Annotated in this window: 16 protein-coding genes; 4 read left to right on the forward strand and 12 right to left on the reverse strand. The window is 72.7% G+C overall.

Features of this window, described 5'->3' with window-relative positions; translation table 11 throughout:
* Nucleotides 1-48: 48 nt before the first annotated feature.
* Nucleotides 49-564: a CGNR zinc finger domain-containing protein gene (locus ACRAS8_RS09520; RefSeq protein WP_438490403.1), complete on the reverse strand. Its 516-nt coding sequence runs from the start codon at nt 562-564 to the stop codon at nt 49-51.
* A 220-nt stretch (nt 565-784) separates the two neighbouring features.
* On the opposite strand from ACRAS8_RS09520, the gene ACRAS8_RS09525 reads away from it, so the two are divergent.
* Complete coding sequence (locus ACRAS8_RS09525; protein WP_438485507.1) at nt 785-2,077, forward strand: MFS transporter; 1,293 nt, start codon at nt 785-787, stop codon at nt 2,075-2,077.
* A 246-nt stretch (nt 2,078-2,323) separates the two neighbouring features.
* A complete protein-coding gene (locus tag ACRAS8_RS09530) occupies nt 2,324-3,172 on the forward strand; it encodes an alpha/beta fold hydrolase (protein ID WP_438485508.1) in 849 nt (282 codons plus the stop codon).
* Between the two features lie 254 nt (nt 3,173-3,426).
* Here ACRAS8_RS09530 and ACRAS8_RS09535 read toward each other — a convergent pair whose 3' ends face one another.
* Together ACRAS8_RS09535 and nrdR are read right to left on the reverse strand one after the other, a co-directional pair.
* The gene (locus tag ACRAS8_RS09535) at nt 3,427-6,309 is read right to left on the reverse strand and encodes a vitamin B12-dependent ribonucleotide reductase (RefSeq protein WP_438485509.1); all 2,883 of its coding nucleotides are present in this window, start codon (nt 6,307-6,309) and stop codon (nt 3,427-3,429) included.
* 124 nt (nt 6,310-6,433) lie between these two features.
* Nucleotides 6,434-6,958: a transcriptional regulator NrdR gene (nrdR, locus tag ACRAS8_RS09540; protein ID WP_438485510.1), complete on the reverse strand. Its 525-nt coding sequence runs from the start codon at nt 6,956-6,958 to the stop codon at nt 6,434-6,436.
* Between the two features lie 606 nt (nt 6,959-7,564).
* Between nrdR and lexA the strand changes: the two genes are divergently transcribed.
* Complete coding sequence (lexA, locus tag ACRAS8_RS09545) at nt 7,565-8,362, forward strand: transcriptional repressor LexA (protein WP_438485511.1); 798 nt, start codon at nt 7,565-7,567, stop codon at nt 8,360-8,362.
* A gap of 114 nt (nt 8,363-8,476) precedes the next feature.
* Here the strand turns inward: lexA and ACRAS8_RS09550 are convergent, their stop codons facing one another.
* From ACRAS8_RS09550 to ACRAS8_RS09570, 5 genes are all read right to left on the reverse strand, one after another.
* Complete coding sequence (locus ACRAS8_RS09550; protein ID WP_438485512.1) at nt 8,477-10,468, reverse strand: ATP-dependent DNA helicase; 1,992 nt, start codon at nt 10,466-10,468, stop codon at nt 8,477-8,479.
* Nucleotides 10,469-10,528: 60 nt separating this feature from the next.
* Complete coding sequence (locus tag ACRAS8_RS09555; protein WP_438485513.1) at nt 10,529-12,325, reverse strand: IucA/IucC family protein; 1,797 nt, start codon at nt 12,323-12,325, stop codon at nt 10,529-10,531.
* 114 nt (nt 12,326-12,439) lie between these two features.
* Complete coding sequence (locus ACRAS8_RS09560) at nt 12,440-13,120, reverse strand: GNAT family N-acetyltransferase (protein WP_438485514.1); 681 nt, start codon at nt 13,118-13,120, stop codon at nt 12,440-12,442.
* A gap of 200 nt (nt 13,121-13,320) precedes the next feature.
* Nucleotides 13,321-15,354, reverse strand: coding sequence for an IucA/IucC family protein (locus ACRAS8_RS09565; protein WP_438485515.1), 2,034 nt, complete (start codon nt 15,352-15,354; stop codon nt 13,321-13,323).
* Nucleotides 15,351-16,745, reverse strand: coding sequence for a diaminobutyrate--2-oxoglutarate transaminase family protein (locus tag ACRAS8_RS09570; protein ID WP_438485516.1), 1,395 nt, complete (start codon nt 16,743-16,745; stop codon nt 15,351-15,353). Before ACRAS8_RS09570 ends, ACRAS8_RS09565 begins: the two co-directional genes overlap by 4 nt.
* A gap of 280 nt (nt 16,746-17,025) precedes the next feature.
* On the opposite strand from ACRAS8_RS09570, the gene ACRAS8_RS09575 reads away from it, so the two are divergent.
* A complete protein-coding gene (locus tag ACRAS8_RS09575) occupies nt 17,026-18,213 on the forward strand; it encodes a trypsin-like serine peptidase (protein WP_438485517.1) in 1,188 nt (395 codons plus the stop codon).
* 145 nt (nt 18,214-18,358) lie between these two features.
* Here ACRAS8_RS09575 and hflX read toward each other — a convergent pair whose 3' ends face one another.
* The 4 genes from hflX to dapF form a co-directional block, all read right to left on the reverse strand.
* Nucleotides 18,359-19,846: a GTPase HflX gene (gene hflX, locus ACRAS8_RS09580; protein WP_438485518.1), complete on the reverse strand. Its 1,488-nt coding sequence runs from the start codon at nt 19,844-19,846 to the stop codon at nt 18,359-18,361.
* Between the two features lie 232 nt (nt 19,847-20,078).
* Nucleotides 20,079-21,719, reverse strand: a complete 1,641-nt coding sequence (locus tag ACRAS8_RS09585; RefSeq protein ID WP_438485519.1) for a M1 family metallopeptidase — start codon at nt 21,717-21,719, stop codon at nt 20,079-20,081.
* 151 nt (nt 21,720-21,870) lie between these two features.
* Nucleotides 21,871-24,039: a RelA/SpoT family protein gene (locus ACRAS8_RS09590; RefSeq protein ID WP_438485520.1), complete on the reverse strand. Its 2,169-nt coding sequence runs from the start codon at nt 24,037-24,039 to the stop codon at nt 21,871-21,873.
* A gap of 209 nt (nt 24,040-24,248) precedes the next feature.
* The gene (gene dapF, locus ACRAS8_RS09595; RefSeq protein ID WP_438485521.1) at nt 24,249-25,124 is read right to left on the reverse strand and encodes a diaminopimelate epimerase; all 876 of its coding nucleotides are present in this window, start codon (nt 25,122-25,124) and stop codon (nt 24,249-24,251) included.
* Nucleotides 25,125-25,134 lie beyond the last annotated feature (10 nt).

The following is a 25,134-nucleotide window of genomic DNA, read 5'->3' on the forward strand; positions in this document are numbered from 1 at the left end:
CGGCAACGAACCGCCTCCCCTTCGGCGTTCGCCCGGCCCGTCGCACCGTCACCCGCCCGCTTTCTTACGACGCCGGTGGGCCGCGACCCGCTCCCGGGTGGCACAGGCCGTCGAACAGTAGCGACGGGCACTCCCCGGACCGGTGCCCAGATAGAGCGTGGTGCAGCCGGAGGCCGCGCACTCGCCCCAGGGAACGCGACCGTACTCGGTCAGGATCTGGGCCAGTGCCACGGCGCTGGAGGCCAGGAACCAGTCGCCCCAGCCCGCGTCGTCACCACGGTCGACGTGCAGATGCCAGGGGTGACCACCGTGCCGGGACAGCCGCGGCCGGGCCCCGCAGGCGGCCATCACCTCATTGAGCGCATGGGCGGCCCGATCGGTGTCGGTTTCGGCGAGCAGACCGGCGATCCGGGCCGCGGCACCACGCAGTTCGTCGGCGTCGCGCTCCGAGAACGCCCCCTCGGTCAGGTCGTCGGCACTCTCCCCGTGCCGGACGAGAAGCGCCACGAGAGCCTCGCGCGGCAGCTCGGGGGCCGCCCGGACGGCATTGGCGAGATCGATCATCCGCTCCGCGGGCCGAAACCCGTGGGCCGCGGGGCCCTCGCTGTCCGCATGGCCGCTTCCCCCGCCCGTCCCGATTCCCATTCCCATCCGCCTTCTCGCTCCTGGTACCCGTTCCCAGCCAAGTTCGCTCCACTGCAGCCCGGGCCCGCTTCCGTCTACAGTAACGGCTTACTGCAATGAGCCGTTACTGTAGAAGACGTGGGACGGGAAGGGACCGGTCGTGCACCCCGATCACCATCGCGCCGGATTACTGCGCTATCTGGCCGTCGCCCTGCTTGCCCGGTTGGCCGAGGAGGGTATGGCCGTAGCGGTGGTGCTGCTGGCGCTCGACCGTACGGGCGGCGCCGCCCAGGGGGCGTTCGTCCTCACCGCATGGATGGCGCCGCATGTCCTCGCCGCTCCCCTGGTGGGCACCCTCGCCGGGCGGACACGGCGCCCCCGGCTCTTCCACATGGCGGCACTGGGCGGCTTCGCCGCGGCCATCGCGGCGCTGGCACTGCTCACCGGACGGGCCCCTGCCCCGGTGACGCTGACCGTGGCCGTCATCGGCGGCAGCTGTGGACCGGTGGTCTCCGGAGGACTGTCGGGGCTGATAGTCGCCCTGATCCCCGCGGGGCCGCCCCGCGACCGCGCCTACGCGCTGGACGCCGCGGTCTACAACGCCGCATCCGTGACCGGGCCGGCCGTCGTCAGCGTGGTCGCCGGACTGTGGGGGCCAGGGCCGGCGATGGCCCTGCTCGCCAGCGTGGCGATGGTCGCCGCCGGACTGGCCCCGGGGCTGTTCCCCGGACACCGGCGATCCGACGCCCGTCCACCCCGCCGCGGGCCCGCCCCGGACGCGTCGCGCTCGGGTCCAGCAGCGGGACTGTCGGATCCGGCAGCGGGACTGACCGCCGTACTCCGCGTCCGGGAACTACGAGCGATCACTGCGGCCACCTGTCTGGCGTTCGTCGGGATCGGCGGGCTGACCACCACCACGGTGCTGCTCGCCGCCCACCGGGGACACCCGGGCAGCGGCGGCGTCCTGATGACCGCGTTCGCCGCCGGGGCACTCGCCGGGTCGCTGGCCGTGGCCCGTTGGAAGCCCGGTTTGTCGACGCAACTGATGGCCACCACTGCCCTGTTGGGCACCGGGGTGGCCCTCGCCGGCGCCGCGCTGGTCCCCTGGCCGGCGGCCGTCATGGCGCTGTTCGTCCTCGCCGGACTCTGCGACGGCCCGCTGCTGACCGCGACGCTACGGATCCGGGCCGACCACGCTCCGACGGACGTTCGGGCTCAGGTCTTCACCCTGGGCGCCGGGTTGAAGATCACGGCAGCGGCTTGCGGAGCCGGGCTCGCCGGACTCGCCGCGACACTCCCGCCCTCCGCGCTGCTGCTGGGGATCGCCACCCTCCAGCTCACCGCCGCGCTGCTCCACGCCCTGCTACTGACTCCGGGCAGACGGCCCACCCCGACCGCCCCCACCATCACTGGGGCCGCAACCTCGACTCAACGCCCGAGGACGCCGCGCTAGGAGAGACCGAAGAACGACGGAAAGGAGAGAAGGAGACAGGCAGGACGATGACAACAGCAGCAGCCCCTCACCACAATCCCCCGACCCACCGATCACCACCGACCCCATTTTTCTCCCAACGCCCCCAACTCCCCACCCCCACACCAAGATTCGCTATTTCCCCGGCTTCCCCTACGCCTCCGGTATGCCTCCGGCATAACCACTAACCACTTGCTCCGCGGTTCGCCCGCGCCAAGGATTACGCCCATGCCTGTTCTCACCGCGTCCGACGGGACCGTGCTCGCCTATCACCTCGCCGGAAAAGGCGCGCCACTGCTCTGCCTGCCCGGCGGCCCCATGCGCGCCTCCGCCTACCTCGGCGATCTCGGCGGAATGGCGGACCACCGTCAATTGATCCGGCTCGATCTGCGCGGCACCGGTGAATCCGGCATTCCCGCCGACCCGGCGAGCTACCGCTGTGACCGTCAAGTGGACGACGTCGAGGCGCTGCGCGCGCACCTCGGGCTCGAACGCGTCGATCTTCTCGCGCACTCCGCCGCCGGCGATCTCGCCCTGCTCTACGCGGCCCGTTTTCCGGGGCGGATCCGCAGTCTCACCCTGGTCACCGCCCGGGCCCGGGCCCTGGGCATCGATTTCACCGAAGCGCATCGCCGGGAAGCGGCGGCGCTGCGGTCCGCCGAACCATGGTTCCCGGACGCGTACCGCTCCTACGAGGCGGTGTGGGCCGGCACCGCCACCGATGCCGACTGGGACGCCATCGCCCCGTTTTTCTACGGCCGTTGGGACGCGGCAGCCCAGGAGCACGCCGCGTCCGAGGTTCCCCAGACCAACGAGGAAGCCGCGGAGCGGTACGCGTCCGCCGACGCCTTCGACCCGGCGGCGGCGCGGGCCGCGCTGGCCTCGCTGGACGCGCCGGTACTGCTCCTCACGGGCGGGTGGGACAGCGGGCCGCTGCCCCGGGTGGCCGCGGAGATCGCCGCACTGCTGCCCGGCGCCACGCTGACCGTCCAGCCGGGCGCCGGCCACTACCCCTGGCTCGACGACCCGGAGCGCTTCACCCGGACCGTCATGGACTTCCTCCCGCAGCCCGGCTGAACAGCGGGAAACACCGCCCCCAGACACACCGAACGGACCGGATGAACCGGATGGACTGGACGGACCGGACCGGACGGACCACGCACACCCGCACACACACCAGAGCGGTGGAGCCGGGTCCCCCCGTCTCCACCGCTCTGATGGCCATGTCCGTCCTGGTCGGCCGACTCAGCCAACTCGGCCGACCAGGCCAACTCGGTCAGCTCACGCCCGCCGGCCGATCACCGGCCGACGCGCCCCCAGGGGCAACAGGCTCAGCTGCACCCGCTGGTCGAGCCGCAGCCCTCGCAGAGGTAGCAGCTGCCGGCCCGCTGCATCTTGGTGCCGCAGGAGAAGCAGAGCGGCGCGTCGGCGTTGATGCCCAGCTGCATCTCGACCAGCTCGGCGTTGGTGTGCGCCTGCTTGGGGGCCGGAGCGGCGGTCTCCTCGATGACCTTGACCGCCGGGGCCGGGTCCTTGACCGTGTCCGACTGCCGCGGCGCGGACTGGGCCAGGCCCTCCACGTCGACCTCGTCGTCGGGCAGCTCGTACGAGCCGGTCTCCAGGTGGCGCTGGCGCTCCTCGACGGAGTGGATGCCCAGTGCCGAGCGGGTCTCGAACGGCAGGAAGTCCAGCGCCAGGCGGCGGAAGATGTAGTCGACGATCGACTGCGCCATCCGCACGTCCGGGTCGTCGGTCATACCCGCCGGCTCGAAGCGCATGTTGACGAACTTCGAGACGTAGGTCTCCAGCGGCACGCCGTATTGGAGGCCGACCGACACCGCGATGGAGAAGGCGTCCATCATGCCCGCGAGGGTCGAGCCCTGCTTGGACATCTTCAGGAAGACCTCGCCGAGACCGTCGTCCGGGTAGGAGTTGGCGGTCATGTAGCCCTCGGCGCCGCCGACGGTGAAGGAGGTGGTGATCCCCGGGCGGCCCTTGGGCAGGCGCTTGCGGACCGGGCGGTACTCGACCACCTTCTTCTCCGCGGCCGGCTCGGCCTCGGCCTTCTTCTCCTCTTCCTTCTTCTTGGCGGAGAGGGGCTGGCCGACCTTGCAGTTGTCGCGGTAGATCGCGAGCGCCTTCAGGCCGAGCTTCCAGCCCTGGAAGTAGACGTCCTCGATGTCCTCGACGGTGGCCGACTCCGGGACGTTGACCGTCTTGGAGATGGCGCCGGAGAGGAACGGCTGGGCGGCCGCCATCATCCGGACGTGGCCCATCGGGGAGATGGAGCGCTCGCCCATGGCGCAGTCGAAGACCTCGTAGTGCTCGGGCTTGAGGCCGGGGGCGTCGATCACGTTGCCGTGGTCGGCGATGTGGGCGACGATCGCCTCGACCTGCTCGGGCTGGTAGCCGAGCCGCTTGAGCGCCTTGGGGACCGTGTTGTTCACGATCTGCATGGAGCCGCCGCCGACCAGCTTCTTGAACTTGACCAGCGCCAGGTCCGGCTCGACGCCGGTGGTGTCGCAGTCCATCATCAGGCCGATGGTGCCGGTCGGGGCCAGCACGGACGCCTGGGCGTTGCGGAAGCCGTTCTTCTCGCCGAGGTGGAGCACGTCCTGCCACGCCTCGGTGGCCGCGGCCCAGACCGGGGTGTCCAGGTCGTCCATCCGCTTGGCCGTGCCGTTGGCGTCGGCGTGCTGCTTCATGACGCGCTTGTGGGCGTCAGCGTTGCGGGCGTAGCCGTCGTACGGGCCGACGATCGCGGCCAGCTCGGCGGAGCGCTTGTAGGAGGTGCCGGTCATCAGCGAGGTGATGGCACCGGCCAGCGCGCGGCCGCCGTCGGAGTCGTAGGCGTGGCCGGTGGCCATCAGCAGCGCGCCGAGGTTGGCGTAGCCGATGCCCAGCTGGCGGAAGGCGCGGGTGGTCTCGCCGATCTTCTGGGTCGGGAAGTCCGCGAAGCAGATGGAGATGTCCATCGCCGTGATGACCAGCTCGACGACCTTGGCGAACCGCGCGGCGTCGAAGGACTGGTTGCCCTGGTCGTCGTCGCGGAGGAACTTCAGGAGGTTGAGCGAGGCGAGGTTGCACGAGGAGTTGTCCAGGTGCATGTACTCGCTGCACGGGTTGGACGCGGTGATGCGGCCGGACTCCGGCGAGGTGTGCCAGTGGTTGATGGTGTCGTCGTACTGGATGCCGGGGTCGGCGCAGGCCCAGGCGGCCTCGGCCATCTTGCGGAACAGGCCCTTGGCGTCAACCTCCTCGATGACCTCACCGGTCAGCCGGCCGCGCAGGCCGAACTTCGAGCCGGACTCGACGGCCTTCATGAACTCGTCGTTCACGCGGACGGAGTTGTTGGCGTTCTGGTACTGGACGGACGTGATGTCGTCGCCGCCCAGGTCCATGTCGAAGCCCGCGTCGCGCAGCGCGCGGATCTTCTCCTCTTCCTTGACCTTGGTGTCGATGAACGCCTCGACGTCGGGGTGGTCGACGTCCAGGACGACCATCTTGGCCGCGCGGCGGGTGGCGCCGCCCGACTTGATGGTGCCGGCGGAGGCGTCGGCGCCGCGCATGAAGGAGACCGGGCCGGAGGCGTTGCCACCGGAGGAGAGCAGCTCCTTGGAGGAGCGGATACGGGAGAGGTTCAGGCCGGCGCCGGAGCCGCCCTTGAAGATCATCCCCTCTTCCTTGTACCAGTCCAGGATCGACTCCATGGAGTCGTCCACGGAGAGGATGAAGCAGGCGCTGACCTGCTGCGGCTGCTGGGTGCCGACGTTGAACCACACCGGGGAGTTGAAGCTGAAGACCTGGTGGAGCAGCGCGTAGGCCAGCTCGTGCTCGAAGATCTCGGCGTCGGCCGGGGAGGCGAAGTAACCGTTCTCCTCGCCGCTCTTGCGGTACGTCTTGACCACGCGGTCGATGAGCTGCCGGAGGCTCGACTCGCGGGCCGGGGAGCCCACCGCGCCGCGGAAGTACTTGCTCGTGACGATGTTGACCGCGTTCACCGACCAGAAGTCGGGGAACTCGACGCCACGCTGCTCGAAGTTGACCGAGCCGTCGCGCCAGTTGGTCATGACGACGTCACGGCGCGCCCACTCGACCTCGTCGTACGGGTGCACGCCGGGGGTGGTGTGGATGCGCTCGATACGCAGACCCTTGGCCGCCTTGCTTCCCTTGGCGCGGGAGCCTCGTGCCGGGCCGCTCGTCGTCTCTGTCATTCCGCCTCCCTGTATACGGGCAAACGCCCATATGTGCCCACAAATTCCGTGGCACGGTGTATGTCTTTCCGAGACCGGGACGCCCTGCTCTCGCCCCGGCCCTGGCCTGGATTGCGCGCCGAGCTCAGTCGGCGGCGGTGACGGGCACGGGAACGGCCGGCTCGCCGGCCTTCTCGCGGCTCCCGCCGTGCACGGGCGGCCCATCGCGCTGCTCCCGCAGCTCGGCGATGGCCGCCTCGAAGTCCTCAAGTGAGTCGAACGCCCGGTAGACGGACGCGAAGCGCAGGTACGCGACGAGGTCGAGTTCCTGCAGCGGGCCCAGTATGGCGAGCCCGACGTCATGGGTGGTCAGCTCCGCGCTGCCGGTGGCGCGCACCGCCTCCTCGACCCGCTGGCCGAGCTTGGCGAGGGCATCCTCGGTGACCGGGCGCCCCTGGCACGCCTTGCGCACCCCCGCGATGACCTTGGTGCGGCTGAAGGGCTCGGTGACCCCGCTCCGCTTGATCACCATGAGCGACGCCGTTTCGACGGTGGTGAAACGGCGGGAGCAGTCGGGGCACTGGCGGCGCCGGCGGATCGCCGTCCCGTCGTCCGTGGTGCGGCTGTCGACGACCCGGCTGTCCGGGTGCCTGCAGAAGGGGCAGTGCATGGCTCCACCCTCCTCACCCTCGAAAACGGACGTACGCCGAGGGAACCGGCGTACGGTGACGGAACCTCCGGCCGGTCCGTACGGGCCCTTCGGAGCAGCCACAAGCATAGGCGATCCGTGGGGCCCGAAGGACCCGGCACCACAACTTGTAGGCGACCGACCGCATCTAAGCACTAGATGTGGTGTCGGGGTGCTTATATCTGCCTACCGCGTGTCGCCACGGGGGCCCGGTGCGCTGCGCCGTCTTCCGGGGGTGGAGGGCGGGCGCCGGCCGGGCCGGCGGACCGACCGAAAGGGTACGGGAAGCCACCCGGCGCAGGGACCTCAGGGGCGGGGATGACACAATCGGCGGCGCCGCGGGGGCTCCCCGCCGCGGCACCGTTCGCCGCCTTTCGGGACGGCTGCCGACCGGCATTTCGGACAGGAATCCGGACGGGAATCCCGGGCAGGACGTCCCGGAGGCCCGAATTGCCATTCGGCCATACACCGCACTGCTTGATCAGGTCAGCCAATCGCGGAATTTTTCACTCGAACGTGTGTTTGGCGCAACCTTTCGAAAGCAACTACCGTTGGCTAACTAGGGAGAACATTTCGAGAGGGGCCGACGTGACCACCACCGCAGACAGCGCGACCATCACCGCACAAAGCCACTCCCCGAGCCGATTCGAGCAACCGCAAAGGGCATCGCGGCCGATGGACGAGACCACGTCGGACTCCGAAGAGCACAAGCCGACTCGTTCGCTGCCGGGACGCCCCCCGGGTATTCGTGCCGACAGTTCCGGGCTCACCGACCGCCAGCGCCGGGTGATCGAAGTGATCCGGGATTCCGTGCAGCGGCGCGGATATCCACCGTCCATGCGGGAGATCGGCCAGGCGGTCGGCCTCTCCAGCACCTCCTCCGTCGCCCATCAGCTGATGGCGCTGGAGCGCAAGGGCTTCCTCCGGCGCGACCCGCACCGCCCGCGGGCGTACGAGGTCCGCGCCTCGGACCAGCCGACGAGCACGGCGACCGAGACCGCGGGCAAGCCCGCCGCGTCCTACGTCCCGCTGGTCGGCCGGATCGCGGCCGGCGGCCCGATCCTGGCCGAGGAGTCCGTCGAGGACGTCTTCCCGCTCCCCCGGCAGCTGGTCGGCGACGGCGAGCTGTTCGTGCTGAAGGTCGTCGGCGACTCCATGATCGAGGCGGCGATCTGCGACGGCGACTGGGTCACCGTCCGCCGCCAGCCGGTCGCGGAAAACGGCGACATCGTCGCCGCCATGCTCGACGGCGAGGCGACCGTCAAGCGCTTCAAGCGCGAGGACGGCCACGTCTGGCTGCTGCCGCACAACTCCGCGTACCAGCCGATCCCGGGCGACGAGGCGACGATCCTGGGCAAGGTGGTGGCGGTGCTCCGCCGGGTCTGACCCCGCCCTCACGACCGAGCCCCGGGACGGAACCACTGCGCCGGTTCCGTCCCGGGGCTCTGTTTTGCGCCTGAAACCGTTTTTGCGCGTGAACCGGCGCCACTCTCGCGGAGGCTACTCCTGGGCCTTCGCCGCGGCGTCGATCGCCGCCAGCGACCTGCGGACCTGGTTGCGGTCCGTCGTGTACCAGAAGTCCGGCATGGACCTGCGGAGGAAGGAGCCGTAGCGGGCCCGCTCCACGCGCGGATCCAGCACCGCGACCACACCGCGGTCGCCGGTGGCCCGGACCAGACGGCCCGCGCCCTGGGCCATCAGCAGCGCGGCATGGGTCGCCGCGACGGCCATGAAGCCGTTGCCGCCGGCCTCCTCCACGGCCTTCTGCCGGGCGCTCATCAGCGGGTCGTCCGGCCGCGGGAACGGCACCCGGTCCATCACCACCAGCTGGCAGTTGGGGCCCGGGACGTCCACGCCCTGCCACAGCGAGAGCGTGCCGAACAGGCACGTCCGGGCGTCCGCGGCGAACGTCCGGATCAGCTCGCCGAGGGTCTCCTCGCCCTGGAGCAGGATCGGCATGTCCAGCCGGCCGCGCATCGCCTCCGCCGCCGCCTGCGCGCCCCGCATCGACGAGAACAGCCCCAGCGTCCGCCCGCCGGCCGCCTCGATCAGCTCCGCCAGCTCGTCGAGCATGTCGTCGCGGCTGCCCTCCCGGCCCGGCTGGGCGAGGTGCTTGGCGACGTAGAGGATGCCCTGCTTGCCGTAGTCGAAGGGCGAGCCGACGTCCAGGCCCTTCCACACCGGCTCGTCCTCGGCCGCGGTGCCCTCCGGGCCCAGGCCCAGCGAGGCGGCCACGCCGTTGAAGTCGCCGCCCAGCTTGAGGGTGGCGGAGGTCAGCACCACGGAGCGGTCGGTGAAGAGCTTCTCGCGCAGCAGGCCGGAGACCGACAGCGGCGCCACCCGCAGCGACGCCCCGCTGAACCGGGGTGCGGCTCCACCGCGGGGCTCATGGCGCTCGTACCAGACCACGTCGTACTCGGAGCCGTTCGCGATCCGCTCGGCGACGTCGTGGACGGTCTCCACCGAGGCCAGGGCCTGCTTGCGGACGGCGTCCTCGTCCTGGACGGACTTGTCGCGGGTCGAGCCGAGCGCGACGATCACCGTACGGGCCGCGTCCCGCAGCGCCATCAGGCAGTAGCCGAGGTCCTCGGGGATCTCCTCCAGGCGGCCCGGAAGCGCCAGCTCCATCAGGCGCTCGAAGGTCTCGGCGGCGGTCTGGAGCTGGTCGGCGGCCTTCTCGTCGACGAGCTTGGCGGCGCGGCGCACGGCGCGGTTGACCTGGCCGGGGGTGAGCTCGCCGGTGGCCGCGCCCGTCACCCGGGAGACCAGCTCATGGGCCTCGTCGATGATCAGGACCTCGTGCTGCGGCAGGACCGGGGCGCCCTCGATGGCGTCGATGGCCAGCAGCGCGTGGTTGGTGATCACCACATCGGCGAGCTTGGACCGCTCCCGGGCCGCCTCGGCGAAGCACTCCGCGCCGTACGCGCACTTCGACGCGCCCAGGCACTCCCGGGAGGAGACCGAGACCTGGCCCCAGGCGCGGTCCGAGACGCCGGGGGTCAGGTCGTCGCGGTCGCCGGTCTCGGTCTCGTCCGCCCAGTCCCGCAGGCGCAGCAGGTCCTTGCCGAGCTTGCTGGTAGGCGCCGCCTGCTCGAAGACGTCGAAGAGGCCCTCCTCCTCGTCCTGCGGGGCGCCCTCGTGGAGGCGGTGCAGGCAGAGGTAGTTGGAGCGGCCCTTGAGCATCGCGAAATCCGGGCGGCGGCGGAGCTGCGGATGCAGCGCCTCGACCGTCCGCGGCAGATCGCGCTCGACGAGCTGGCGCTGGAGGGCGAGGGTGGCCGTGGCCACCACCACCCGCTCGCCGTGGGCCAGCGCCGGCACCAGATAGCCGAGGGACTTTCCGGTGCCGGTGCCGGCCTGCACCAGCAGATGGGACGCGTCGTCCACGGCCTCGGCGACGGCCTCGGCCATGGCCACCTGGCCGGGCCGCTCGGTGCCGCCGACGGCGGAGACGGCGGCATGGAGCAGATCGGGGAGAGAGGGCTTCGTCATAGCGCGTGCAAGCCTACGCGGGACCACTGACAGCCGGGCCGGTCACGCGGGGTATCCCGGTCACGGTGCGTACAGGGGGTTGGGGACGGCGCCGTGGACGGCGGCGTGCGGGCGGTCGCGGCGGTCGCGGTAGCCGTCCACATGCAGTCTGTTGCGGTTCAGGCACAGCCGCTCGATCTCCGGGGTGAGCAGGTCGAAGGTCTCCTGCCGCTCCTTGAGGTGCGGGAAGCGCTCGTGGTGGCGCAGGATCTCCGCCCGGACGAGTGACCAGAACTCGTCCTCGGGGACGCCGAGTTGGTCCTCGCAGAGCGGCGCCAGGTAGCGGAAGACGCCGACGAAGAGGCCGGAGTGGATGAACTGGGTGAGGAAGGACGGCGGTTCGGTGAGCAGCACCGCCCGGACGTCGCGCGGCATGGCGTCGTGCTCGGGCAGCGGCTGGTCGCTGGTGTTGACGTCGTCGACGAAGTCCTTCATGGCCAGGCGGGTGGGGACGTCGTGCTCGTCGAAGACGACGATGGCGTTCTCGCCGTGCGGGGAGAAGACCGTGCCGTACTGGTAGAGGAAGTGCAGCAGGGGCGGCAGCAGCGCGGCGAACAGCCGGGCCAGCCAGACCCGCGGGGAGCGGCCGGAGCGGTGCACCAGCTCCGCGGTCAGGGCGCGGCCGGCGGGGTCGGTCTGCAGCAGGGACGCCAGGGTGCGGGCGCGCTCTCCCGGCTCCAGGTGGGCGGCGAGCGGCTCGCGCCAGATACAGCCGAGCAGTTCCTTGTACTGGTAGGGGACGCCGGGCAGCCGGTCGTAGAGGGGGTGCTCGACGGTGACCGAGGCGGTCTCGCCGAGGAGGATCACCCGGGTCTCGTCGCGCAGATACGTATCGCCGTCGCGCAGGCCGTGCACCCAGGCGGTGACGGCGGGGGCGGCGAGGGTGCGCTCGGTGGGCAGGCCGCGCCAGACCAGGGTGTTGAGGATGGACAGCGGCAGTTTGACGGTGCGCGCCCGGGGGCGGGTGAGGTTGAGGAAGGTGCGGATCGACTGCTGCGGGAGCCGGAGGTCGTTGTCAGTGGGCAGCGGGATGATGGATCCGTCGGCGAGTTGCGGGGCGAAGAGCGGGGCGATGGTCTCGTCCCACTGCCAGGGATGCACGGGGAGGTAGAGGTAGTCGGCCGGGTCGCGGCCGGCGTCGGTGAGCGTGCCGGCGAAGGCGCGGAGGGTGGCGGGGGCGAGCTCCTCGCCGTAGAGGAGATCGGGGGTGGCCAGGGCGGGGACGCCGCGGTAGTGGGCGATGCGGCGGTGTGCGGCGAGCCAGGGCAGCGGCTGCGGGGTGCGGGCCTCGGGCGCCCAGGTCTCGGCGTCGGTGGCGGAGAAGCCGAGCCGGCCCTTGTTGGCGACGAGCCAGGGGTGGCCGGTCTGGTGGCCTTCGAGGGCGGCGTAGTCGAGGTCGGCGAGTTCGGCGGCGCTGAGCGCGGTGGCGTCCAGGTGGGTGTCGGCGGCGAGGGTGGCGGTCAGTTCGCGGATGAGGTGGCCGGTGGTGTCGCCGGACAGGCCGAGGACGGTGTCGTGGGCGTGGGTGAGGAAGCGCAGCGGGTCGGCGTGCGGGGTGATCGAGTGCGGGTCGATGCGCCAGTGCCCGTAGGCGCTTCTGCGGGCGGTGAAGCGGTAGGTGAGGTCGTCGGTGACGGGCAGACGGTAGCGGGTGGTGCCGTCCGGGGCGGTGCCGTCGGGTTCGGGGGTGAGGATCTCCTCGTAGGAGAACTCCGCGAGGGTCTTGGCGAAGAGCCGGCGGGCGGCGCGCTGCCAGGCGTCGTGCGACGGGATCCGGCCGGGCGCGGCGGGAGCGGCGGGGGCGGTGGGACGGGACACAGGAGACAAGGTGGGACTCCTCGGGACGGGACCGGCCCGGCACGTACGGGGGACAACCGGACCGGCGGGATGGATGGCGGACCGGACCAGGGCCGTCGACGGACGGCCCCGGGGTCAGAGCCGGTGGCGGTGCGCGCGGTCGCGGATCATCAACGCCGCGCGCTTCTCGGGGAGTTCGATCTCCTCGGCGTAGCGGAAGCCGGCGCCGAGGAACGCCGCGACGGAGCCGGTGTTGCGCAGGTCGGGCTCGGCGAGGATGCGCTCGCAGCGCGGGCGGTGGTCGAGGACGAGGTCGGCGGTGGCGCGCAGCAGCGCGGTGCCGAGGCCGCGGCCGCGGTCGACGCTGCCGCCGATGAGCAGGTGGATGCCGGTGTCGTGGGGCCGGGCGCGGTAGTAGTCGGCGACGCGGTCCAGGTCGGCGCGGTAGATCTCCCAGTAGCTCATCGGGACGCCGTCCAGGACGCCCAGGCAGGGCACGCTGCGGCCGTCGCCGTCCAGTTGGGCGCGCAGATGGGCGGCGGTGGTCTCCGGGGGACCGGCCAGCTCCCAGAAGGCGGCGACGGCCGGATCGTTCATCCAGGCGGTGATCCGGTCCAGGTCGCGGTCCATCTCCACGGGGACGAGAGCGAACGGTCCGGCGGGGGTGTCGGCCGGCGGCCAGCCGGCGAGGTCGTCCAGCAGCGGGCCCGCGGCCGGGGTGGGGGCTGCGGGCGGCGTCGCGCCGGGGTGGGGCGCGGGCGGGTCGCCGCGGGTGTCGTCCGGCGCGGAGGTGGGGCCGGATGCGGTCGAGGGCACGGGACGCTCTCCTGTGGGGCTGGGGGACGACAGGGGCTAGGGCGCTTCTGGCGGATCTCCGCGGCGTCGCGGTGCCTGGCACGCACGCTCGCGGCGTTGCCGAAACGTCTCCATAGCTCCGCTATGAAGACCTTCCGGCGCCTTGCGATCGCACGCACCAGGCACCGCTCCTTCCTCCACGGAGATCCGCCAGAAGCGCCCTAGAGCGCGAGCGGGTTGGACAGGGTGACGTAGACGGACTGGGTGTCGACGGGGCCGACGAGCTCGTCCAGGCCGTGCAGCCGGGTGGCGAGGTTGGCCTTGCAGCGCAGGGTGCGGGCGGAGAGCAGCCGTTCCGGCAGGGTGGAGCGGTGGGCGCGGGGCGCGGTGGCGGCGTCGGCGAGGAAGCGGCGGAAGGCCGCGAGCAGCACCTCCTCGCGGACGAGGCGGGCCGCGCCGAACGCCCCGATGAGGCCGAGGACGTTGTTGATGCCGAGGTAGTAGGCGAACCGCTCGTCGGTGACGTCGTCGGAGACGAAGGTGTCGCTGGCGGTGCCGATACCGGGCAGCCGGCGCTCCAGTTCGGCGCGGCGGGAGGCCCGGAAGTAGTAGCCCTGGTTGTCGCGGTAGCGGCCGCCGGCCGGCCAGCCGTCGGCGTCCAGCAGGACGAGGGTGTTCTGCTGGTGGGCCTCCAGGGCGACGCCGGCCGTCCCGTCCAGCCAGAGGACGGGCCGGACGACCGCTTCGAGGTAGCGCAGGAACCACTCCGTGGCCACCGCTCCGGCCGGCCGCCCGGTGCGGGCGCTGAGCGCGCCGACCACGCTCTCCAGGCGGGAGCGCATCGCGCCGTGGTCGGGCCAGGGGCGCGGTGCGGTGAGCCCGGCGATGCAGACGGCGTCGTCGTCGGGGCCGAAGGGCTGGTGGCGGATGACGACGTCGAAGCCCTGGACGGGGGTGCCGTCCGGTCCGTCGACGGCGAGGTAGGCGGGGTCGCGGACGATGTCGAAGCCGGGGGCGGCGGGGAAGGCCGCCTGCCACTCCGCGGCCAGGCCGGTGCGCAGCAGCCGGTGGACCTCGACGCCGCGCAGCAGCTCCTTGCGGAGGTTCTCCCGGCGGGAGTTGGTGATGCGGACGCCCAGGGAGAGCTTGAGCATCGCGGGTGCGCCGGGGCGGCAGACGGTGCGGACGGAGGAGGTGGGGTACCAGTGGGGTCCGTGCGGGCCGAGGTCGTGCAGCAGTCCGGCGTCGCGCAGTGCGGCGGTCTCAGGGCGGGTGGCGAGGTCCCGGGCCTGCCAGGGGTGGAGCGGCAGCGGCACGGTGCCGTCGGGGAGCCGCAGTCCGTCGCCGGCCAGCTCGGCGGCGAGCTGGCCGGCGGGTACGGTGCGGCCGCGCTCGGTCCAGGCGGAGTCGGTGGCGACGGCGGAGGGGTCGACGGCGACCCAGTGGAGCGGGAAGGCGCCGCGGAGTTCGGGAGAGTAGGCGCCGAGCTCGGCGTCGGTGAGGCCCTCGCGGCTCTTGGGCGTGGGGTGCAGGGGGTGGCCCAGGAGGAGGGACTGCTCGGCGTCGAGGAAACGGGAGCCCGGCTCCTCGGCGGGGCGGGCGCGCCGGTCGGCGATGAACAGGGCGGTGTTGCGTACGGAGTTGGCGACCCGGCCGACCAGCTCGGCGCCGTCGCCGTCCGGGGCCTGGGGGTCGTCGGCCGCGGCGGGCGGCTCGTCGCCGTCGGCGACCCGGTGTTCGCCGCCGTCCGAGGCGCGCCGGTCGCCGCCGTGCGCGGCCTCGCGGCGCAGCAGGGCGGCGAGGGTGACGGCGTCCAGCGGGGCGGAGCCGGGCGGGGTGCCCTCAAGGGTGGGGGCGCCCAGGCGGTGCCATCCGGTGGGTGACCAGTAGCGGACGGGGATGTGCAGGGCGGTGGCGCTGGCGTGCAGCGGGAGGCGCAGCCGGCCGCCGGCGGGGCGGGCGGTGCCGTGTTCGCGGAGCCAGCAGCGCAGGAGGTTCTCGATGCCGGCGGCGTCGGCGGCGACGGCCGGGTCCGGGTGGTCGAGGGGGTCGGCGTCGGGGTGGCGCACGGGGTCGGGCCGGCCGTCGGACCGGCCGGGGGCGCGGTGGCCGGCGGCCGGGGTCTGCTGGTGGCAGGTGTCGTCGCCGGGGCGGCGCTGCTGGCGGGGGACGGTCGGCTCGATGAGGCCGGCGCCCGGGTGGGGAGCGGGGAGCCGTTCGGCGTGGGTGCCGTCGGGGCCGGGGCGTTCGTTCATGCGGGGGTGCCTCGCAGGGTGGTGGGGGACGAGCCGGGGGGCCCGGGGGTGGTACGGACGGCCGCCGCGATGGCGTCGGCGAGGCGGTCCAGGACCGCGTCCGCCTGTTCGTCGGTGAGGGTCAGGGGCGGCAGCAGCCGGACGACGGCGGAGTGCCGGCCGCCGAGTTCGACGATCAGGCCGCGGTCGAGGCAGGCCCGTTGGACTGCGGCGGCCAGAGCCGGGTCGGCGGGGCGGGCGCCCAGCGCGTCGGCGCCGGCGTCGCGGTCGACGAGCTCCAGGCCGAGCATCAGGCCGCGGCCGCGGACGTCGCCGATGCAGTCGTGGGCGGCGGCCAGTTGGCGCAGCCGGGCGAGCATGGTGGCGCCGAGCTCGGCGGCGCGGGCGGCGAGGCCGTTGCGGCGGACGTAGGCGAGGGTGGCGGTGCCGGCGGCCATGGCGAGTTGGTTGCCGCGGAAGGTGCCGGCGTGGGAGCCGGGGCGCCAGGCGTCCAGTTCCTCGCGGTAGACGATGACGGCGAGCGGGAGGCTGCCGCCGATGGCCTTGGACAGGACCAGGACGTCGGGCACGATGCCGCTCTGCTCGACGGCCCAGAAGGTGCCGGTGCGGCCGACGCCGGTCTGCACCTCGTCGACGATGAGCGGGACGGAGCGGGCGGCGGTGATCTCGCGCATCCGGCGCAGCCAGCCGTCCGGGGCGGGGATCACGCCGCCCTCGCCCTGAACCGGTTCGAGGATCATCCCGGCGGGGCGGGGCACCCCGCCCTTGGGGTCGTCGAGGACGTTCTCCGTCCAGCGCGCGGAGAGTTCGGCGCCGCGTTCGCCGCCGACGCCGAAGGGGCAGCGGTAGGGGTAGGGGTAGGGCAGCCGGGTCGCGCCGGGGTGCCGGGCGCCGCCGGAGGCGGTCAGGGCGTCCGCGGTCATGCCGTGGTAGGCGCCGGAGAAGGCCAGCAGGCCCTCCCGGCCGGTGGCGGTGCGGACGAGGGTGAAGGCGGCCTCGACGGCGTCCGTGCCGGCCGGTCCGCAGAACTGGATCCGGCCCTTTTCGGCCAACTCCCCGGGCAGGGTGCCGAACAGCTCGGTGACGAAGGCGTCCTTGACCGGGGTGGCGAGGTCGAGGATGTGCAGCGGCGCGCCGGAGTCGAGGACGGTGCGGATGGCCTCCAGGACCACGGGGTGGTTGTGGCCCAGCGCCAGGGTGCCGGCACCGGAGAGGCAGTCGAGATAGCGCCGGCCGTCGGCGCCCTCGATGGTCAGCCCGCGGGCGCGCACCGGGACGATCGGCAGCGAGCGCGCATAGGTGCGGGCGGCGGACTCACGCAGGGCCTGGCGGCGCAGGATCCCCTCGTGGGCCGGCGGTGCGGCCGCCGGCACGGTTTCGGTCAACGCCACGGCAGTTGTGTCCTCCTGCTGGTGAACTGTTGGATGCCGCGCCGGCCCGGCGGGCGGCGGCCGTCCCCCGTACGTACCAACGACGCCACCCGCGTGGGAACACGGCCGACGGCAAGATCCTTGACGCCGGGAACCGGGGCCCCGGGTACCGCCGTCCCTCCGGACACCGGCATAGTGGGGGGCTGCACCCGGATCTTGCGGTTCATGACAAGAGCCGGACGGGGGCACCACTCATGAGCCGCACCGGCTCAGCCCGTTTGACACAGGGGGAGAAACACCCATGCGATCCATACGTCGGCCCGTCCTTGCGGCCGCCGCCCTCACCGCCGTAGTGGCGCTGACCGCGACCGGCTGCGGGCCGTCCGGCGACAACGCGGACGCCAAGCCGTCGCAGTCGGCCCAGGACACCTCGGGCGGGGGTGCGATCAAGATCCCCAAGGACCTCCAGGACAAGCTCAAGGAGCACGGCGTCGACCTGGACAAGTGGAAGAACGGGGAGTGGAAGAACTGGGACAAGGACAAGTGGCTCCGCGAGGCCGGGGAGTTCATCAACCCGGTCATCAAGAACTTCTGGGACCCGGACAAGATCGGTAAGGCCAAGCCGCCGCAGGAGCCGAGCAAGCCCTCGGACATCCCCCAGGACCAGGGCAAGACCGACCCGGAGCCGGCCGCGGTCGCCGCCCGGCCCGTGAAGACGCCCTACACCTCCACCGCTCCGGGCGTCGGCGTGCTGGCGTTCAGCACGCCCGAGGGCCAGGCGCGCTGCTCCGCCACCGTCGTCAAGGACCCGGCGCACCCGGGCAAGTCCAACCTCGTGTGGACCGCGGCGCACTGTGTGCACGCCGGCAAGAACGGCGGCTGGTACCGGAACATGATGTTCGTCCCGAGCTTCAACCGGACCGGCGTGCCGGAGACCCAGATGAAGAACACGCCGTTCCAGGACCGGGTTCCGGAAGGCAAGTGGTGGGCGGACGACGTGTCGACGTCCCAGGAGTGGATCAAGGGCGGCGGCGACGTGCCGGGGGTCCCGATGGCTCCGTACGACTTCGCGCTGATCCACGTGAAGCCGGAGGAGAACACCGGCGGCAAGTCGCTGGAGGAGGTGGCCGGCGCCGCCTACACGGTGGACTTCAACGCCCCGGCGATGTCGAAGATGCCGAGCCTGACGGCGCAGGGCTACCCGGCCGAGGCGCCGTTCGACGGCGCGCTGCAGGAGTCCTGCACCGACAAGCCGACCCGGCTGACGACGGACGCCAAGAAGCCGACCATGTACCGGATCGGCTGCACCATGACCGGTGGTTCGTCCGGTGGCCCCTGGTTCGTCAAGGGCGCGGACGGCAAGCCGACGCTGGTCTCCAACACGTCGATGGGTCCGCGTCCGGCCAAGTGGCTGGCCGGCCCGCACCTGGGCGCCGAGGCCAAGTCGATCTTCGACGCGATGAGCAAGAAGTGGGCGAAGCAGCAGTAGCGACATGACGGGCGGGCGGTGCCGGGCGACGGCGCCGCCCGCCCGTACCGCTCACGCGCCGCACCCGCGGCACACGGCGAAGGCCCGCCCCCGGGGAATCCGGGGACGGGCCTTCGCCGTACGTGCGCCGGGCGCGGACCGACCGTCAGGCGGCCGGGACGAACGGCCGGAACTCGGCGGCGAGTTCCTCATGGACGCGGGCCTTGAGGACCGTGCCCTCGGCGGTGTGCTCCTCGGAGAGCACCTCGCCCTCGGCGTGCGCCCGCGAGACCAGGGCGCCCTGGGTGTAGGGCACCAGCACCTCGATCTCGACCTGCGGACGCGGGAGTTCCGCGTCGAGCAGGGACCGCAGCTCCGCGATGCCCTCGCCCGTACGGGCGGAGACCACCAGGGCGCGCTTCTCCTGGCGCAGCAGGCGCTGGAGCGTCAGCGGGTCGGCCGCGTCGGCCTTGTTGACGACCACGATCTCGGGCACCTGGGTGGCGCCGACGTCGCGGATCACCTCGCGGACCGCGGCCAGCTGCTCCTCCGGCACCGGGTGCGAGCCGTCGACCACGTGCAGGATGAGGTCGGCGTCGGCGACCTCCTCCATCGTGGAGCGGAACGCCTCGACGAGGTGGTGCGGCAGGTGGCGGACGAAGCCGACGGTGTCGGCGAGGGTGTAGAGCCGCCCGGTGGGGGTCTCGGCCCGCCGGACGGTCGGGTCCAGGGTGGCGAACAGGGCGTTCTCCACCAGGACGCCGGCGCCGGTGAGGCGGTTGAGCAGGGAGGACTTGCCGGCGTTGGTGTAGCCGGCGATGGCGACCGAGGGGATCTTGTTGCGCCGGCGCTCCTGGCGCTTGACGTCCCGGCCGGTCTTCATCTCCGCGATCTCCCGGCGCATCTTCGCCATCTTCTCGCGGATCCGCCGCCGGTCCGTCTCGATCTTGGTCTCACCGGGGCCACGGGTGGCCATGCCGCCGCCCGCCGAACCGGAGCCACCGCCACCCATCTGCCGGGACAGCGACTGGCCCCAGCCGCGGAGCCTGGGCAGCATGTACTGCATCTGCGCCAGCGAGACCTGCGCCTTGCCCTCCCGGGACTTGGCGTGCTGGGCGAAGATGTCGAGGATCAGGGCGGTCCGGTCGACCACCTTGACCTTGACGACGTCCTCCAGGTGGATCAGCTGGCCCGGGGAGAGCTCACCGTCGCAGACGACGGTGTCGGCCCCGGACTCCAGCACGATGTCGCGCAGCTCCAGCGCCTTGCCGGAGCCGATGTAGGTGGCCGGGTCGGGCTTGTCGCGGCGCTGGATGACGCCGTCGAGCACCAGGGCGCCGGCGGTCTCGGCCAGCGCGGCCAGCTCGGCGAGGGAGTTCTCCGCGTCCTGCACCGTGCCGGAGGTCCAGACGCCTACGAGCACCACGCGCTCCAGGCGCAGCTGGCGGTACTCGACCTCGGTGACGTCCTCGAGCTCGGTGGAGAGCCCGGCGACGCGGCGCAGTGCCGCGCGCTCGGAGCGGTCGTACTGGTCGCCGTCGCGCTCCCCGTCGATCTCGTGGCTCCAGGCGACGTCCTCTTCCATCAGGGCGTCGGCCCGAAGGCTCTCGGGGAGGCGCTGCCGGTCCTGCGGAAGGGAAGAAGAGGAGGTCATTTGATCCTTTGCGTCGTAGGGAGCCCCCCGGGGACCGGTGGGTCCCGTCGGGACTGGTGACTGTGCCGTTCGGTCTGCTCAACGTCCGGGCCCGCCGGGAGATTCCCGGGCCGGCCCGCGGTGTCGGCCCGTTGATGGTCGCACGGCCGGGAGACGGGCGTCACGCGGGTTTTCCCGTGCCGCCCCGTACGGGCGGGAGTCCTGCCGCCCGTACGGGGCGCCCGGGCGCCGGTCACCGCTTGTGGAGGTGCGGCGCACCCTGCGTGGCCGCCACGCGCCGCGCCGCCGACTGCGGTGTGGCGCCCTTGGCCTTGCTCTGCTCGGCCGCCTGCTGCTTCCAGTCGGGGTGGCCGGGCATCGCCGGGGTCTTGGTGCCGTAGAGCCACTCCCAGAGGAAGCCGGAGAGGTTGTGGCCGTAGATCTCGGAGGCGAGGTCGATGAAGTCCGCGGTGCCGGCCACGCCGTCGTGGTGCCTGGCCACCCACTCCCGCTCCAGGCGGTCGAAGCCGGCCTGGCCCATCTTCTGCCGCAGCGCGTACAGGACCAGGGCGCTGCCGTCGTAGATCACCGGGCGGAAGATGCTGATCTTCTTGCCGTGCTCGGGGATCTTCGGCAGAGCCGGCGGGCCGCCGTCCGCGCGCCAGCTGTCGGACATCTCGTACGCCTTCTTCATCCGCGCCTCGAAGGAGACCCGCTGGCCGCCCTTCTCCTGGGCGTAGAGGGCCTCGTACCAGGTGGCGTGGGCCTCGTTGAGCCAGACGTCGGACCACCGGCGGGGGCTGACGCTGTCGCCGAACCACTGGTGGGACAGCTCGTGCACCATCACCGACTCCACGTACCAGTCGGGCAGTTGGGCGGTGGTGAACAGGCGCTTCTCGAAGAGCGAGAGGGTCTGGGTCTCCAGCTCGAAGCCGGTGCTGGCGTCGGCGACCAGCACCCCGTACGCCTCGAACGGGAACCGTCCGACCTTCCGCTCCATCCAGGCCACCTGCTCCGGTGTCTTGGCGAGCCAGCGGGCGAGCGCGGGCTTGGCCGACGCCGGGACGACGTCGCGGAGCGGCAGACCGTGCGGGCCGCGCTGCGACACCACGCTGGAGTGCCCGATGGAGATCTGGGCCAGCTCGGTGGCCATGGGGTGGGCGGTGCGGTACGTCCAGGTGCGGCGCGCGCCGCGGCCGCCGGCGCCGACGGGCAGGCCGTTGGCGACGGCGACCAGCCCCTCGGGGGTGGTGATGCGGAAGGTGAACTGGGCCTTGTCGGAGGGGTGGTCGTTGCACGGGAAGACGCGGTGCGCGGCGTCGGCCTGATTGGCCATCGCCAGGCCGTCGTTGGTGCGGATCCAGCCGCCGTTGCCGCGTCCGCGCGGGTCGCTGGTGTGGCGCACGACGATCCGCAGGTCCTGGCCGGGCGAGATGTGCGCGACGGGGGTGAGCACCAGGTCCTCGCCGGCCTGCTCGTGCCGGGCGGGCTTTCCGTCGACCGTGACGGAGCGCACGGTGCCGTCGGCGAAGTCGAGGTTGAGCCGGTCGAGGTTGGCGGTGGCCCGGGCCCTGATCACGGTGACCATCTCCAGCGGACGGTCGTTGCGGCCCGCGTAGTCCAGGGAGATGTCGTACGAGGTGACGTCGTAACCGGGGTTGCCGAGCGACGGGAAGAGGCGGTCGCCGATGCCCTCCGGCTCGGGGGGCCGCGGCGTGGCCGCGGCGATCGTGGCGGCGACCGCGAGCCCGAGGGCGGTGACCCGGCGGGGGATCCGGCCGCGGCGGGCCCGGGGGCGGTCCCGGTCGGGAGCGGCGGAGCGGTCGGCGGCGGCGGTGCGGTCGGCGGCGGGCCCCTGGGGCTCACAGGACGAACGGCGCAAGGGAAGGGACATGCGCTACCGCTATCAGCGCGGCCCGCCCGCCCGTGGACGGCACGGCACGACGGCACCCGAACGGGCGGCACCTCGGCCGTCCCACTTGCGCCCGCATGCCTGATCTGCCCTTGATCGGCCGGATCGCGGGGCGCGGGATCTTCGGGGTGCTTCAGCCGTTCCCGGAGCGCACCGGTGTGGCGGCGCGGACCACGTCGAAGACGCCGGGGACCTGGCGCATCGCGCGCATCAGGGAGGGCAGCGCGGCGGCGTCGGGCAGGTGGAGGGTGTAGGTGTGGCGGACCAGTTGCTCGTGCGGGGGCTCGACGGCGGCGGAGACCACGGCGGCGCCCTGGGCGGCGATCGCCTCGGTGAGGTCGGGCAGCAGGTGCGGGCGGCTGAACGCCTCGGCCAGCAGCGTCACCCGGCAGCCGTGGCCGCCCTTGGCCGCGCCGCGCCAGCGCACCCCGACCGGCTGGCGGCCGGTCGCCGCCATCCGGGCCACGGCCGGGCACAGGGCGCGGTGCACGGTGACCGTGCCGCCGCGGACCGCGAAGCCGGTGACGGTGTCCGGCGGCACCGGGGTGCAGCAGCCGGCCAGCCGGACGGTGGCGCCGGGCAGGTCGGCCACCACCAGGACGGAGGCGGCCGCCGGGCGGTCCGGGCCGGCGGGCCGGTGGGACGGTGCCCGGCGGAGCTCGCCGCGGCGGCCGGCGGGCGCGGCGGGGGCGTCGCCGGGGCCCTGGGGCCGGTCCAGCCAGCGGGAGATGGCGAGCCGGGCCGCGGGGGTGCGGGCGTGGTCGAGCCACTCCGGCGACGGGCCGGCGGAGTCCTGGGCCATCAGCAGGTGGAGGCTGTCGCCGTCGTGCAGGACGGTGCCGAGGGTGGCGAGGCGGCCGTTGACGCGGGCGCCGATGCAGCCGTGCGCACCCTCGCCGTACCGGGCGTACGCGGCGTCCACACAGCTGGCCCCGGCGGGCAGGCCGATGGTGCCGCCGGGGCCGTCAGGGCCGTCGGGGGCTGCGTCGGCGCAGAAGACGGTGATCTCCCGGTCCTGGGCGAGGTCGTCGCGGAGCGAGGTCCAGAAGGTGTCGGGGTCGGGGGTGGTGCGCTGCCATTCCAGGAGCCGGTCGAGCCAGCCGGGGCGGGTCGGGTCGGCGCGTTCGCCGTCGGGTGCGTCGGCGCCGTCGGTGGGGGTGTGGGGGTTGCCCAGGGCGATCACCCCGGCCTCGGCGACCCGGTGCATCCGGTGGGTGCGGATCAGGGTCTCGGCGATCTCGCCGTGCTCGCCGATGACGGCGGTGTGCAGCGACTGGTAGAGGTTGAACTTGGGCGCGGCGATGAAGTCCTTGAACTCCGAGACCACCGGGGTGAAGCAGGTGTGCAGCTCCCCCAGGACGGCGTAGCAGTCGGCGTCCTCGGCCACCAGGACCAGCAGCCGCCCCAGGTCCGCGCCGGTGATCCGGCCGCGCGCCAGCAGGACCCGGTGCACGGAGACGAAGTGCCGTGGGCGGACGAGGACTTGGGCGTCGATGCCGGCCTCGGCGAGGATCGCCCGGGCCCGGGCGGCGATCGCGGCGAGCGGGTCGGGGCGGCCGGCGTACTGCTCCACGAGATGGCGGGTCTCGGCGTACTCCTCGGGGTGCAGGACCGCGAAGACCAGGTCCTCCAGCTCGGTCTTGAGCGCCTGGATGCCGAGGCGTTCGGCGAGCGGGATCAGCACGTCGCGGGTGACGCCGGCGATCCGGGCCTGCTTCTCGGGGCGCATCACGCCGAGGGTGCGCATGTTGTGCAGCCGGTCGGCGAGCTTGATGGACATCACCCGGACGTCGTTGCCGGTGGCGACCAGCATCTTGCGGAAGGTCTCCGGCTCGGCAGCCGTGCCGTAGTCGACCTTCTCCAGTTTGGTGACGCCGTCGACGAGATAGCAGACCTCGGCGCCGAACTCCCCCCGGACCTGATCCAGCGTCACTTCCGTGTCCTCGACGGTGTCGTGGAGCAGGGAGGCGGTCAACGTCGTTGTCTCGGCGCCGAGTTCGGCGAGGATCAGGGTGACCGCGAGCGGGTGGGTGATGTACGGCTCGCCGCTCTTGCGCAGCTGGCCGCGGTGCGAGGACTCGGCGCGGTGGTATGCCTTGCTGAGGATGTCGAGGTCGGCGTCGGGGTGGTGGTGGCGGTGCACCTTGGCGACGTGTTCCAGGGCGTCCGGGAGGCCGTCACGGGGGGCGGGGCCGAGGAGTGCGGCGCGGCCGATGCGGCGGAGTCCCCGGAGCGCCGGCCGGGGGCGGCCGCGCCGGCGGCCTGCTTCGGGGTTACCAGAATTCGTGGCCTCTGCGCTCATGGGCACCTCCGGCGGCGTCGACCGGCGGTGGGACGCCGTCAGTTCGGTCGCCCGGGCCGGTGCTTGATGCTACCGAGCCCATCACGCAGCGCTGCCCGCCTCTCGCTCAGCGTGAAACGGATCACCCATTCGAGGGAACTTTCTGGCCGGAACCGTTTCTGCTCGCCGAAACCGTTTCCCCTGGCCGGCGGGCGTGCCCCGGCGCCCCGTCAGCCGGCGAGTGCGCCGGCCAGCCACTCCGGCTCGAAGCTGCCCTCGGCGACGATCTCGGCCGGGCCGGTCATCTCGATCATGCCGTCCGGCAGCTCGGTGATGGTCAGGCTGCCGCCCAGCACCTCGACGGTGTACGTCACCGGGGTGCCGGTCGCGGCCGGGTCCAGGCCGTCCCGGCGGGCGGCGGCGACGGCCACCGCGCAGGCGCCGGTGCCGCAGGAGCGGGTCTCGCCGGCACCGCGCTCGTGCACCCGCATCGCCACATGGCGCGGGCCGCGGTCCACGACGAACTCGATGTTGACGCCGTCCGGATACACCGCGGCCGGGGCGAACCGCGGCTGTTCGCGCAGCTCACCGGCGTGCGCCAGGTCCTCGACGAAGGCGACGGCGTGCGGGTTGCCCATGTTGACGTTGCGGGCCGGCCAGCTGCGCCCGCCGACCTCGACCACCACGCCGTCCTCGGGGAGCGCGGCGCGCCCCATGGCGACGGTGACGTCGCCGGACTTGGCGAGGTGCACCCGGAGCACCCCGGCGCGGGTGGCGACGGCCAGGTCGCCGGCCTCGACGAGCCCGGCGTGCAGCAGATACCGGGCGAAGACCCGCAGGCCGTTGCCGCACATCTCGGCGATCGAGCCGTCGCCGTTGCGGTAGTCCATGAACCACTCGGCCTCGCCGGCCATCGTCCGCGCCTCCGGGTGCGCGGCGGACCGGACGACGTGCAGCAGCCCGTCGCCGCCCACTCCGGCGCGCCGGTCGCAGATCCGGGCGACGGCGGTCGCGGGCAGATCGAGCCGACCGTCCGGATCCGGGACGATCACGAAGTCGTTCTCGGTGCCGTGGCCCTTGAGGAAGGCGATGCGCTGCGTGGTCACTCCTGAATCC

The organism is Streptomyces sp. S186 (assembly GCF_051603415.1).
In the GTDB taxonomy this organism is placed as follows: domain Bacteria; phylum Actinomycetota; class Actinomycetes; order Streptomycetales; family Streptomycetaceae; genus Streptomyces.

Excerpts from the sequence above, each read along its gene's own strand:
- ACRAS8_RS09520 (WP_438490403.1), bottom strand. The coding sequence starts at position 564 with ATGATCGATCTCGCCAATGCCGTCCGGGCGGCCCCCGAGCTGCCGCGC.
- ACRAS8_RS09530 (WP_438485508.1), top strand. The coding sequence starts at position 2,324 with ATGCCTGTTCTCACCGCGTCCGACGGGACCGTGCTCGCCTATCACCTC.
- ACRAS8_RS09535 (WP_438485509.1), bottom strand. The coding sequence starts at position 6,309 with ATGACAGAGACGACGAGCGGCCCGGCACGAGGCTCCCGCGCCAAGGGA.
- nrdR (WP_438485510.1), bottom strand. The coding sequence starts at position 6,958 with ATGCACTGCCCCTTCTGCAGGCACCCGGACAGCCGGGTCGTCGACAGC.
- ACRAS8_RS09550 (WP_438485512.1), bottom strand. The coding sequence starts at position 10,468 with ATGACGAAGCCCTCTCTCCCCGATCTGCTCCATGCCGCCGTCTCCGCC.
- ACRAS8_RS09565 (WP_438485515.1), bottom strand. The coding sequence starts at position 15,354 with ATGAACGAACGCCCCGGCCCCGACGGCACCCACGCCGAACGGCTCCCC.
- ACRAS8_RS09575 (WP_438485517.1), top strand. The coding sequence starts at position 17,026 with ATGCGATCCATACGTCGGCCCGTCCTTGCGGCCGCCGCCCTCACCGCC.
- hflX (WP_438485518.1), bottom strand. The coding sequence starts at position 19,846 with ATGACCTCCTCTTCTTCCCTTCCGCAGGACCGGCAGCGCCTCCCCGAG.
- ACRAS8_RS09585 (WP_438485519.1), bottom strand. The coding sequence starts at position 21,719 with ATGTCCCTTCCCTTGCGCCGTTCGTCCTGTGAGCCCCAGGGGCCCGCC.
- ACRAS8_RS09590 (WP_438485520.1), bottom strand. The coding sequence starts at position 24,039 with ATGAGCGCAGAGGCCACGAATTCTGGTAACCCCGAAGCAGGCCGCCGG.